The organism is Chitinophaga sp. 22308 (assembly GCF_052045305.1).
In the GTDB taxonomy this organism is placed as follows: domain Bacteria; phylum Bacteroidota; class Bacteroidia; order Chitinophagales; family Chitinophagaceae; genus Chitinophaga; species Chitinophaga varians_A.
Map to the genome: position 1 here is coordinate 658,546 of NZ_JBQEOP010000002.1, position 12,098 is coordinate 670,643.

10 protein-coding genes and 1 tRNA gene are annotated in these 12,098 nt (G+C 46.2%); 9 read left to right on the forward strand and 2 right to left on the reverse strand.

Going from position 1 to position 12,098, the window contains the following annotated elements:
• Window positions 1–49: 49 nt before the first annotated feature.
• From ACTJJS_RS09345 to ACTJJS_RS09380, 8 genes are all read left to right on the forward strand, one after another.
• Window positions 50–1,429 carry an efflux transporter outer membrane subunit gene (locus ACTJJS_RS09345; RefSeq protein WP_247654989.1) on the forward strand — a complete coding sequence of 460 codons (1,380 nt, stop codon included), beginning with the start codon at window positions 50–52 and terminating at the stop codon, window positions 1,427–1,429.
• A 243-nt stretch (window positions 1,430–1,672) separates the two neighbouring features.
• Window positions 1,673–2,599 (forward strand): NAD(P)H-binding protein, encoded by a 927-nt coding sequence (locus ACTJJS_RS09350; protein ID WP_440663443.1) that lies wholly within the window; start codon window positions 1,673–1,675, stop codon window positions 2,597–2,599.
• Window positions 2,600–2,724: 125 nt separating this feature from the next.
• A tRNA-Ser gene (locus ACTJJS_RS09355) sits at window positions 2,725–2,809 on the forward strand.
• A 132-nt stretch (window positions 2,810–2,941) separates the two neighbouring features.
• Window positions 2,942–3,745: an AraC family transcriptional regulator gene (locus ACTJJS_RS09360; RefSeq protein ID WP_440663444.1), complete on the forward strand. Its 804-nt coding sequence runs from the start codon at window positions 2,942–2,944 to the stop codon at window positions 3,743–3,745.
• 64 nt (window positions 3,746–3,809) lie between these two features.
• Complete coding sequence (locus ACTJJS_RS09365; RefSeq protein WP_440663445.1) at window positions 3,810–4,778, forward strand: nitrilase family protein; 969 nt, start codon at window positions 3,810–3,812, stop codon at window positions 4,776–4,778.
• Window positions 4,779–4,972: 194 nt separating this feature from the next.
• Window positions 4,973–7,741, forward strand: coding sequence for an AAA domain-containing protein (locus tag ACTJJS_RS09370; protein WP_440663446.1), 2,769 nt, complete (start codon window positions 4,973–4,975; stop codon window positions 7,739–7,741).
• An 81-nt stretch (window positions 7,742–7,822) separates the two neighbouring features.
• A complete protein-coding gene (locus ACTJJS_RS09375) occupies window positions 7,823–8,551 on the forward strand; it encodes a DUF6597 domain-containing transcriptional factor (RefSeq protein ID WP_440663447.1) in 729 nt (242 codons plus the stop codon).
• A 64-nt stretch (window positions 8,552–8,615) separates the two neighbouring features.
• Window positions 8,616–9,161 carry a dihydrofolate reductase family protein gene (locus ACTJJS_RS09380; protein ID WP_440663448.1) on the forward strand — a complete coding sequence of 182 codons (546 nt, stop codon included), beginning with the start codon at window positions 8,616–8,618 and terminating at the stop codon, window positions 9,159–9,161.
• 49 nt (window positions 9,162–9,210) lie between these two features.
• Here ACTJJS_RS09380 and ACTJJS_RS09385 read toward each other — a convergent pair whose 3' ends face one another.
• Window positions 9,211–10,110 (reverse strand): alpha/beta hydrolase, encoded by a 900-nt coding sequence (locus ACTJJS_RS09385; protein ID WP_440663449.1) that lies wholly within the window; start codon window positions 10,108–10,110, stop codon window positions 9,211–9,213.
• Between the two features lie 95 nt (window positions 10,111–10,205).
• Between ACTJJS_RS09385 and ACTJJS_RS09390 the strand changes: the two genes are divergently transcribed.
• Window positions 10,206–11,075, forward strand: coding sequence for a LysR family transcriptional regulator (locus ACTJJS_RS09390; protein ID WP_440663450.1), 870 nt, complete (start codon window positions 10,206–10,208; stop codon window positions 11,073–11,075).
• Window positions 11,076–11,117: 42 nt separating this feature from the next.
• Here ACTJJS_RS09390 and ACTJJS_RS09395 read toward each other — a convergent pair whose 3' ends face one another.
• Complete coding sequence (locus ACTJJS_RS09395) at window positions 11,118–11,699, reverse strand: hypothetical protein (RefSeq protein WP_440663451.1); 582 nt, start codon at window positions 11,697–11,699, stop codon at window positions 11,118–11,120.
• Between the last annotated feature and the right edge of the window lie 399 nt (window positions 11,700–12,098).

Here is a 12,098-nt window from a genome sequence, read left to right on the forward strand (position 1 = left end):
AGAAAAAAGACAGATGAATACCAGATATAGCACATTCATAATTTTGTTGTTGTCCTTAGTTGTAGGGTTAGCAGCTTGCCGGGTAGGCCGCAATTACGAGCGGCCCCCGGTGGCGCTGCCCACTCAATTTGGCAACGTAGCGCCTTCCGACAGCAGTATTGCTGAAATGGAATGGAAAAGATTTTTCAGCGACGCCACCCTGCAGCAGTTGATCGACAAAGCCCTTACCGGCAACTACGATCTGCAACTGGCCGTGAAAAGGGTGGAAGCTTCCCAGGCTTATTTGAAACAAGCCAAAGCCGCGTGGCTGCCGGCATTCAATGCCACTGCCACTGCTAATACCAACTTCCCGTCCAAGAACAGTTTTACCGGTATGAACCTGAGCAATTTTAACTTCGGCGATCATATCGAGGACTATAACCTGGGCGTAGGCATGTCGTGGGAGATTGACGTATGGGGTAAAATCCGCCGTCAGCGTGAAGCCGCACAGGCCACCCTGTTACAGTCATACGAAGGACAGCGTGCCGTGCAAACCGGACTGGTAGCCGCTATCGCCAGCAGTTATTTCAACCTGCTGATGCTGGACAACCAGCTGGCCATCGCCAAACGCAACGTAGACCTGAGCGATACCATTGTACAGATGATCCGCCTGCAGAAAACAGCCGGTGAAGTAACTGAACTGGCCGTGCAACAGGCTATCTCCCAGAAGCAGACCGCAGCCTTGCTGGTGCCGCAACTGGAGCAGGGCATTGGCATCCAGGAAAACGCTATCCGCATCCTGACCGGCGAACTGCCTGCACCCATCAGCAGGACCAGCCAGCTGCATGACTTCAAGGTAGCGGATTCCCTGCCTACCGGTATCCCTGCCGGCATGGTAAGCCGCCGTCCGGACGTGAGGGCTGCCGAATTAGGACTGGTAGCCGCCAACGCCCGCGTAGGCGCCGCCCAGGGCAATATGTACCCTTCGCTGAACATTACCGCCAACGGTGGTGTGAACGCTTTCAAAGCCAGCAACTGGTTCACCCTTCCTGCCTCTTTGTTTGGTACTGTGGCGGGCAGCATTACCCAGCCTATCTTCCAGCGCCGTGCCCTGAAAACACAACTGGAAGTGGCCAAAATAGAGCGGGAACAATCAGTGATCTCCTTCCGCCAGGCTACGCTCAACGCCGTGGGCGAAGTAAGCGACGCATTAATCAAGCTGGACAAGCTGAAAACACAGCAGCAGATCGCAGGGGAGCAGGTAGCCACTACCCAGCTGGCCGTACAACAGGCACAGATGCTGTTCCGCAGCGGTATGGCCACTTATCTCGAGGTGATCACCGCCCAGTCACGCGCCCTTCAGGCAGAACTGGGACAGGCAGATGTTGACCGTCAGCGCCTGAGCGCTATGGTAGACCTGTACCGGTCACTCGGCGGCGGATGGAAATAACATCGACCTAAAATAATAACAGACAGGCTATCATCAACAGAAAGGAAATTAATGAAGATAGCATGGCGATAGTGAATAAAAGACGCGAAGAAAGAATTTAAGAATCAACAGCAGAACAAAGCTCAACAGCAAAAAAGTAAGCCAAGATAGAAAGAGGGAGCCCCGTTCGGTTGTATTCCGGACGGGGTTTTTCTTTTGGTTTTACCACTGAGGGCAATTTTGCTACAGTAAAAAAACAGCAAGATGAAACAGACGATTTTAGGCGCCGGCGGCGCTGTAGGCATAGAAGTGGCCAGGGCGCTCACGGCCTACACACATGACATCCGCCTTGTTGGCAGGAACCCCAAAAAAGTCAATGCCTCCGATGAAGTATTTAAAGCAGATCTCACCAACCGGGACCAGGTCTTCCACGCAGTAGCCGGTAGCGGTATTGTTTACCTCACACTCGGGTTCGAATACAGCACCAGGGTATGGAAAACACAATGGCCCGCGCTGATACGCAACGTCATCGATGCCTGCCTCGAACATCAGGCTAAACTGGTGTTCTTCGATAACGCCTACGCCATTGGCGGCAACCATGTGAACCATATCACAGAAGATACCCCTTTCCGGCCGTCCAGTCAGAAAGGGCAGGTCAGAGCGGAAGTCGATGAGATGCTCCTGCAGGGCATCGCGAAGCATCACTTACAGGCACTCATCGCCAGGGCACCGGATATTTTCGGAGATATTAAAGTCAACAGTATATTGATGCACCTGGTATATGACAACCTGGTGAGAGGAGAGAAGGCCGTCTGGCTGTGTAATGCCGACCTTGTTCACAGTATCGGCTATACGCCGGAACTGGCCAAAGGCACCGTCATGCTGGGCAATACCGCTGACGCTTACAACCAGATATGGAACCTGCCCGTAGATCAGCAACGTATTACGGGGAAAGAGTGGATACAACTGTTTGCGCAGGCCCTGGGCAAAAATGACGCCTTCGACGTACTGCCGGCAGCGTTAGTGAAAGAGCTGGGTGTAGACAACCAGATCATGCACGAGCTCTTCGAGATGTTGTACCAATATGACCGGGACTATTTTTTTGACAGCAGCAAGTTCAACCAGCGATTTAATTATACGCCCATCAGCCATGCACAGGCCGTGCAGGAGACCGTGCGGCGGTTAGCTTAGTTTTCGGACTAATACCAGCGCCAGCCGGCGGCAGCAGGCCCACATGCAGCCTTTCCGGCTGGCCGGTATTTTTCCAGAGATTTTTTTTGTTATTTTAAAAGACTTATATACCTTTGCGCTCCACTGGAGAGTTGGCAGAGCGGTCGATTGCGGCAGTCTTGAAAACTGTTGACTGTAACAGGTCCCGGGGTTCGAATCCCTGACTCTCCGCAAGAAGCCTTCAAGTCTTAGGATTTGAAGGCTTTTTAGTTTAAAGAGTTTGTCTTAATTGCTCCTCCTTTCTATGGTTTAATAAACCTAAGAAAATACCATACCTTTAACTTGCAGGGACAAAGATTTCCTGTGTATTTACAAATGCAGGTACCTCCTTCCATAGACCTATCCGGATTTATCAGGCATTATCTTTTCCTGGACATAGCAGAAGATTATAGCCGAAAGCTCCGTTTGTTTTCGGACGGCAGCAGCGGAATCGTACTCAACACCTACCCATCTCTTTTCCTTGATTCCTTACCTCTTCCTACGGCCTTTTGTTACGGACAGATAACTGAATACAAAGAGATATGCTGTCAAGGCCATGCCCGGTTAATTATTATTGTCTTTCATCCTCATGGCCTCAACCGTCTCCTCAACGTTCCAGCCAGCGAGTTAAATGACAAGATCATTTCTCTCTCTGATCTTTTCCCCGACGTTGGCCTGGCTTTGGAAAGCGCTGTAGCTACTGCCGATAGCCTAAGTGTAACAGTAGATCGTATTGAGTTTTACTTTCGGAAGATACTCAATACCCATTGTTTCATGGGTGACCCTTTAGTCAATACCGCTCTGAATTTGATCCACAAACATAGAGGAGTACTTACCGTTCAGCAGCTTACCAGCGGGATCGGTTGCCACTCCCGACAGCTTGAACGCAAATTCAAAACTGCCATTGGACTAAGCCCCAAACATTTCTGTAACATTGTGCGGACCCTCAGCTTCGTCAAATCTTTACAAAACGCTGCGCCCAAACCCAGCCTCACCCACGGCGCCTACGATAGCGGATACTATGATCAGGCCCACCTTATCCGGGAATTCAGGAAGATTACAGGACTCACGCCATCTCAGTATTTTAAGCATTCCGAACCATTGACGGTCAATTTCCTTCGGCTGTGATCCAGAAAAGAGAGCTGTCGCGTTTGTACAATTTTTTCCGAATGACTGTGTGCAATTTTACGCTATGGAAAAACTTATTATGACGACCGCTCAATTTGAGCATCGTAGCGGGGACAAGTCCTACAATCTTGACACTATTGAACGCATGACCGCAAATGCAGCCGCACAAGGCGCAAAAGTCATCGCCTTCCATGAATGTTCCATCACGGGATATACATTTGCAAGCAAGCTTTCCAAAGAGCAGATGCTGGACCTGGCGGAACTGATCCCGGAAGGGCCTTCCATAAAGAGGCTGGCGGCCATCTCTGAAACTTATGGCGTTGTAATTCTTGCCGGTCTGTTTGAAAAAGATGAGCAACAGCGCATCTATAAAGCCTACGTATGCGTAGATAAAAATGGGCTTATTGCCAAATTCAGAAAACTACACCCCTTTATCAATCCCCATATTACTCCTGGGAATGAGTATTGTGTTTTCGACCTCTTTGGCTGGAAATGCGGTATTTTGATCTGTTACGATAATAATATAATTGAGCACGTAAGGGCAACGCGGTTGTTGGGCGCCGAAATCATCTTTATGCCGCATGCCACCATGTGTACCCCATCACCTCGTCCAGGCGCAGGTTTTGTGGATCTTCGCCTGTGGGAAAACAAAGAGAATGACCCTACTTCCTTGCGTCTGGAATTTGAAGGAATGAAGGGGCGGGACTGGTTAATGAAATGGCTGCCGGCAAGAGCCTATGATAATGCTGTTTATTGTATCTTTTCCAACCCCATCGGCATAGACGACGACCAACTCAGGAACGGCCGGTCGATGATAATCGATCCTTTTGGAGATATTTTAGCAGAATGTACCGAGCTGGGCGATCAATTTGTTACAGCCACACTCACTCGTGAAAAACTACAGATGGCTGGAGGATATCGTTATATTAAGGCTCGTCGCCCCGAACTTTATCGGGCGATTATTGGACAAGAGCATCAGTCGGAACAGAAAGTCGCATGGATGTACGATGTAACTCCCCCGTCGGAAATATAAAAAAGTGCTTTCCGGCATCTCTCTGATTCAGGTCATGGTAAAAAGCGTCGAAAGTTGTAACTTTCCTCCGCTGAAAATAGATAAAGCCTTTGGATATATTCCGGAGGCTTTTTTGGTGGTCGTATGCATAACGACCGGTTTTGGATGTAAATTAGTAACTTCGGGGACTATCCTACATGTAATAAATGAATTCCATGGATCATTCGTTCATTGTGTACCTAAAAAATAAAACATCCCTGAAATTTGAGTATAAGGAAGATGTTGCCATTGTGGAAACTACCGACAAGGGATATCGCATTACATTTAACAACGGAAGAAGCTATAATTATGGAGCTGACAATGTTCAGTATCATCCCCTTTTATCGAGGCGGGCAGAGGTGCGCATATATGAGAAAGGCAAATTAAATCAGCGATATAATGCAGTGGATGATTACGGACGTTATTTGATTTTTAGAAAGGGAGATAATCGTTCTTATCCTGTTGAAAACAATAATGATATTGAAATCTGTGATATAAAAAAGAATATTGGCCAGACAGTATCTATAATCAACTACTTTAAGAAAATACTGGAAGGAAATCATAATGTCTCATTGGATATTCAATCTGAAGAGACGGACACCAAAAGCTTAAATCAAGTAAGCAATAAAATATTACTCAACGCTATTGAAGGTATAGATCAGTTGGAAACAAGGTCTGCGTTGTCTACATACACAGATGGAGCCCATCCCCTTCAAAGCGGTCCCGGTAAGCTGCTGATTTACCCTTTTGGCTGCAATAAGAGTCAAAAACAGGCGGTGGAGACCGCGCTTGGCAATGGTATAAGCATCATAGAAGGCCCTCCGGGTACAGGAAAAACTCAAACGATCCTGAATATTGTAGCCAATCTCATTGTGCAGAATAAGACTGTTGCCATTGTTTCAAATAATAATTCGGCAGTGTCTAATGTGCAGCAGAAGCTATCTGCCTTGGGTTATGGAATGGTGGTGGCTTCGCTTGGAAATAACGATAACAAAACCTCATTTTTCGACAATCTCGAAGAGCAAACAGTCCGTCAAGATTTTGAGGTTTCAGAGGAGCGGTTAAAAAACCTGGAGCATGAAGTGTGTAATCTGGATTCCGTGCTTACTACATGTTTTCAGTACCGTGGTCAGTTAGCTTTTCTCAAAACAGTATTATCAGAAGCTGAAATAGAGTTCAGTCATATCAAAGCAGAACAACCACTCGACCAGCATATAAAAACGATACTCGACAAGAAATTTCGCCGCAAATGGACTTCAGACAAAATCTTAAAGTTAAAAGATTTACTGTCGGTCACCGGCGTGGAAAACAAGTTGTCTGTCATTAATAAATTAAGATTGGTACTGCAATACGGCTTGTTTGACCTGAGCATCCTTAGCCGGTACAGAACAGCACTGCCGGTATACGTTAATCACAAATTTTATGAGCTATATATCGAAAAAACAAAAAAAGAAATTCTGTACATCGAAAAATGGTTGAGATCAAACAATGAAGAGGCTACGCTTAATAGTTTTATCAAGGTGTCTAAAGAAATATTCGATGCTGCGTTATTTAAAAAATATAGCCGGTTAGATAAAGGTACGTTTACGAAAGAAAATTATCGCCTGCAGTTTGATGCATTCACTTCACATTATCCTGTAATACTGAGTTCCACGCTTTCGTTGCATACGAGCATTCCGAAAGGGCGCCTTTTTGATTATCTGATTATAGATGAAGCCTCGCAGGTGGATATCATTAAGGCTGGCGTGTGTTTTTCCTGTTGCCGAAATGCGATTGTAGTGGGGGATAGTATGCAACTTTCTCACATTGTAGACAAAGAGATCAGGGCGGCTACAGCAAAATTGCAGGTGGAGTACAATATTCCTCCTGCCTACGATTATGTTGAAAAGAACATTCTAAACTCCCTGAAAAGTCTATACGGAGATAATATTAAGTCGGTGATGCTAAAGGAACATTACAGATGTCACCCTGTTATTATTGGGTTTTGCAACAAGAAGTACTATGAGAACAAGTTAGTTGTTATGACTTCCGGGGCCAATCATCCGTTTAGGATTATTGAAACGAATATATCCGGAGGAAGAGCGTATTACAACCAAAGGCAGATCGATGAAACAGACTTGTGTATCCGGCAACAATATGCCGAGGACTATAAAAATGTTGGCGTGGTTGCACCGTACAGAAATCATGCAACCCGACTACAACAGCAACTGCCGCCCGGAATAGAGGCCGACACTATCCATAAGTTTCAGGGGCGGGAGAAAGAGGTGATTATATTTAATACGGTAGATAACAAAATTGGAAAATTTATTGATGATCCCCGGCTGATAAATGTGGCGGTATCAAGAGCTGTGAAAGAATTTATAGTAGTGAAACCGACATCTATGGAGCTTCCTCACGGGACAAACATCGGTGATTTGATACGCTACATATGTTATACCACTGATCCGGCTGAAACAATTATCCAGGGTCGTATACGTTCTGTTTTTGATCTTTTGTACAAGGAGTATAACCAGGCATTTGTTTCGTTTCGTTCGGCTAACAGGAACATAAAAGGATCTCCTGCGGAGATCATTATTCATAAATTGCTTAGGGAAAATATATTATTAAACAATGCCCAATTCTCATCTATTGATATGGTACGGGAATATAAGCTGATTGATCTTATTCGGGATTTTAAAGCATTTTCGGAGGATGAAATCCGCTTTATAAGGCATAATTCGAGGATCGATTTTCTGTTGTACAACAAGATGGACAAAACGCCTGTCCTGGCTATCGAGGTAGACGGGGTATCATCTCATGACAATCTATTGCAGCGGGAAAGAGACAAAAAGAAAGACAACATTTTAAAAATAGTTGGCCTTCCATTGCTTAGGTTGTCAACTGGTGGGCATAGTGAGGAGGTAAGAATTATTGAAAAGTTGAGCGCAGCCATGGCGCTAGGCTGATCCCATAGACGATAGCTTTGTGCTGTATTAAGGTTGCCCATTCTTTTTGTATCTTTACAATTAACCAATTCAGTGCTGGAAATGAAGCATCATAACGCTAAACCGTGCCCGGCATTAGCCTCCCATATCCATTCTTTCTGGGAACTGAAAGGTGACGACAACGACAACCAATGGGAACGTATATTCCCTGACGGATGTGCCGGCATCGTGGTGAACCTGGGAGCATCGTGTAAAACGGATAGTGGCCTGACCACCATGGAGCACGGTAAAACGTACGTGGTAGGCGCCATGACCACTTTTAAGGACAGTTTTATGAACATGGACACACATTTGGTGGGCGTATGTCTGAAGCCGGCCGTGTTCTCTTCTTTTTATAAGTATGTTTCCCAGCATGAACTGACTGATCATACGGTAGAATTTGATTCTTCCTATTCTTTTGATATCGGGAAGGTCCATAAAGACCCTTACGCTTATTTCAACCGGTATTTTTTAGACAGGAGAAACAATGTAAATTCGCTGCTGCAGACTGTGCTGAAGGACATCCATGTGACTAAAGGAGATATACGCATCTGTGATATCGCTAAACGAAATTATACCACTGTCCGGCAATTGGAACGGATGTTTAAAACGCATATCGGACTAACGCCAAAGGAATATGTGAAGATTGTCCGCTTCCAGTCTGTTCTTTCCCTGATGGATGACCCGAAGGTGAGTTTGTCGGATATCGCTTTTGAAGGGGGGTATTATGACCAGTCGCATCTGACGAACGAAATGAAGCGCTATACAGGGCTTACTCCTGCGCGATTCTGATTTTGTCGTGTTTTTCCAAAAAAGTAAGCGCACCTGGTATTTATTTTTGTGAAAAGCTTTTAGTATGAAGAAAATCATTTTGAACCTGGCTGTTACTTTAGACGGATTTATTGAAGGACCAAACGGGGAAGTGGATTGGTGTATTATGGATGATGATATGGACTTTGGGGGCTTTATAGCAAGCATCGATACGATATTTTACGGCAGAGTAAGTTATGACGCCTGGGGAAATTTTCAAACGGATGAAGCTACCAGCCCCGCAGAAAGCGAAATGTGGCAAGGCATACATTCCAAGAAGAAATATGTTTTCTCGCACCAAAGCCGACAGGATGATAAGGCTACTTTCATTAGTACCGATATCGTTAACCAGGTGGCAGCCATAAAGCGGCAGGGTGGTAAAGACATTTGGCTGTATGGCGGCGCAAGCCTTATCAAAACATTCATACAGTCCGGCCTTATCGACGTGTATAAAGTATCGGTACATCCGGTAGTGTTAGGGACTGGTAAGCCATTGTTTGAAGATATAAAAGAACGGATAGGGCTAAAGCTGACAGATACGCTGGTTTTTAAATCCGGTGTGGTGCAGCTTACCTATGAACCCGGAGCATAGCCGGAAAATAAAGCCTTTGGATGACGGGCGTCCAAAGGCTTTATTTTTTTCATTTCCCCAGTTTCCATTGAATATACTGCGCCACTGCGGCAATAGACGTTTTCCCCTGGTCTATAACGCCTCCCATCTGAAAGAAGCCATGTATCATTTTCGGGTACAACTTTTCCGTTACTTCCACATTTGCCTGCCGGAGCTTTTGGGCGTAGTTCATGATTTCATCCCTTAACGGATCATATTCTGCTATGATAAGGTATGCATCCGGCATGCCGGACAAGTCATTGTTGTAAATAGGGGCCGCCTTGATTTTATCGTTCGTGTAATAATTCCACAGCTCGATGCCGCTCTTCAGGGTCACCACAGGGCCTTCTGCAAACAGCGACCAGGAGGGCGTGGCGAGTGAGGAATCAGTGGCAGGGTATATCAGTACCTGGCAGGCGATGCCAGGTAGAGTTCCTGCTACGGCGGTGGCCAGCGTTCCGCCGGCGCTGTCTCCGGCCACGGCTATACGATGGCCGTCGATGCCCAGTTCCGCTGCATGCTCGACGGCCCAGGTGGTAGCGTCGATACAATCGTGCAGGCCATGCGGAAAGGGATGTTCAGGGGCCAGCCTGTAATCGACGGAAATAATCACTGCGCGGGATAAATTGGCCAGCTGCCGCAATGGCCGGTCATGGCTGTCCAGGCTGCCTTTGAAGAAGCCGCCGCCATGGAAATACATGACAACAGGCAGGTCTTTTTCAGCGGACGGCCGGTAAATCCGGATGTTGATTTTTCGATCGGTAAATTCGATGGCCTGGTTCTCAACGGCAAACACTGCTTCCTCTTCTCCGGCAAGGGGCACCAGCCTTTCGTAAAATTCTCTCGAGGCGGTCAATTTGTCCGCGATATGTGTAACTTTAACGGACTCCATGTAGGTCAGTACTTCCTGTACTTGTGGTAAAATTTCCATTGGATGATCATTTAGGGCAAAATTCCCTCATCGCCGTCTATCCGTAAAATAGCTTATTTTATGGGCGGTCATAAAAACAATTATAACTTTAGGACATGGTAAATCTGGAATGGTACCGGACATTTAAAGCTGTTTATCAGACGGGGTCGCTGACTGCCGCGTCGAAGATTTTATTTATATCACAGCCTAATGTGAGCCAGCATCTCGCGTTATTGGAGGCGCATGTTGGACAGCCATTGTTTGAACGGAAGCCGAAAATTGTGCCCACCGATTATGGCAAGTTGTTTTATACGCAGGTGGTGGCGCCACTGGAAATGTTGGAGCAGGTGGAGGAAGGCTTTAGTACTGCCGGTTTAAAGAAGCAGCCGCCTATTATCCGGCTCGGTGTAGTACAAGAGTATTTCCAGGCGGTAATATCAGAAAATATATCCTTTACAGATACCAGTCTGGTGTTGACTTTCGGACGCACCAAAGAAATGTTGGGCCGGTTGGAGAAAGGGGCACTGGATTTTGTGGTGGCGACTAAACTGGCCGACTATAAGCAGCTTGCTTTTGAACCTGTCCGGCAGGAACATTTTGTCATCGCTGGAAATAAAACGACAGACACCACCGAATTTGATCGTTCTATAAAAAAAGAAGACTGGGAAAGTGCGGAGGCCTGGTTGCTGGCGCAGCCCTGGTTTGCCTATACGACCGACCTTGCCATCATCCGTAAATTCTGGAAAAAGAACTTTTACAAACGGCCGGCCATTAAACCGGCCTGCGTAATTCCGAATATGCAGCTTATTTTAAAATCGATGAAGCGTTGTGATGCGTTGACCATAGCAGCGGATTATCTGCTGGATGATGACCTGAAAGTGATTTGGAAGGGGCGGTCTTCTATGGAAAATACCTTGTACCTGGCCTATGACAAAACAAAGGTAACGCCTGACCAGGTGAAATTAATGAAACAATTTTGTCGGTAAAGCAACTGCGTTTATGGGTTAAACGCAGTTGCTGAAAATAGCTTATTTCTTTTCTGCCAGGGTTTTGACCTGGTTTTTCAGGTCACTGATCTCTGCATCGTATTTCTTTTGCTGGTCAATCAGATAGCGTGTCAGTTCCTCTACTTTCTTCAACAGGATGACATTCATCTCTGCCACATCGATGTCGTTTTTTGCGATGTCTGCCGCTGATGGCACGTCCGGCAAATGTTTGTTGGCTTTTATGTATTGTTCCACACTTTGCAGGGATGGCAATTGATAGCCATCTTCGAAAACATAGTCAGGCCAGGTGCTGCCGGCTTTTACTTTAACTCTTTCGGCCAGGATAGTGCCAGCAACTGCCAGCCTGTAACCGGGTACCGCCTCTGAACCTATTCCTACAAATCCATTGTTTCCTACATTAAAGACGGGGTTACCGGCACCGTCCAACACGCCAAATGGTTTGTCGCCGTATCCTTTTATCAGCGTAGATCCGTTTTCCTGAAGGAAGAGCCGGTCTTTTCCGCCATAGTCGGTATTCCAGGAGTCCGTTGTGCCAGTCCATATCCGGTTCCATCTGGTCCATACTCTGCCGTCAATTTTGTTTCGATATTTTAACTCGCCCAAATAGGATGTTTCCAGCTGAAAGTTCCCCGTGGAAGAACCGGGACCAAAGTACTGTAGTAGTGTCGAAACATGCTGACCGGGATAAATAATGTTATATACGCCGTTTTGAAGGCACGTATCGCGTAGCCCATTGTCAGCGACTCCGCGAAAGAGGAATGTGCTGGGATCTTGGCAAAATGCATTCAGGCAGGCAAAAAACAACGAAAGAAAGAGGAATAATTTTTTGAACATAGGTATGCGTTTATTTTTCGCTAAAGATAAAATATATTCCACCTTTCCAGTGTTGTTTTAATAATGATTTATCATTAATGGGTTCCGGGTAGAGATCAGATAATCTGTGAAATGCTCTGTCATGGCGGATATGATGCGATATGGCTGCGTATTTGGTGCGGGGCCAAA

Coding starts and splice junctions, on each gene's coding strand:
- ACTJJS_RS09385 (WP_440663449.1), bottom strand. CDS start 10,110: ATGGAAATTTTACCACAAGTACAGGAAGTACTGACCTACATGGAGTCC.
- ACTJJS_RS09350 (WP_440663443.1), top strand. CDS start 1,673: ATGAAACAGACGATTTTAGGCGCCGGCGGCGCTGTAGGCATAGAAGTG.
- ACTJJS_RS09370 (WP_440663446.1), top strand. CDS start 4,973: ATGGATCATTCGTTCATTGTGTACCTAAAAAATAAAACATCCCTGAAA.
- ACTJJS_RS09375 (WP_440663447.1), top strand. CDS start 7,823: ATGAAGCATCATAACGCTAAACCGTGCCCGGCATTAGCCTCCCATATC.
- ACTJJS_RS09365 (WP_440663445.1), top strand. CDS start 3,810: ATGGAAAAACTTATTATGACGACCGCTCAATTTGAGCATCGTAGCGGG.
- ACTJJS_RS09380 (WP_440663448.1), top strand. CDS start 8,616: ATGAAGAAAATCATTTTGAACCTGGCTGTTACTTTAGACGGATTTATT.
- ACTJJS_RS09390 (WP_440663450.1), top strand. CDS start 10,206: ATGGTAAATCTGGAATGGTACCGGACATTTAAAGCTGTTTATCAGACG.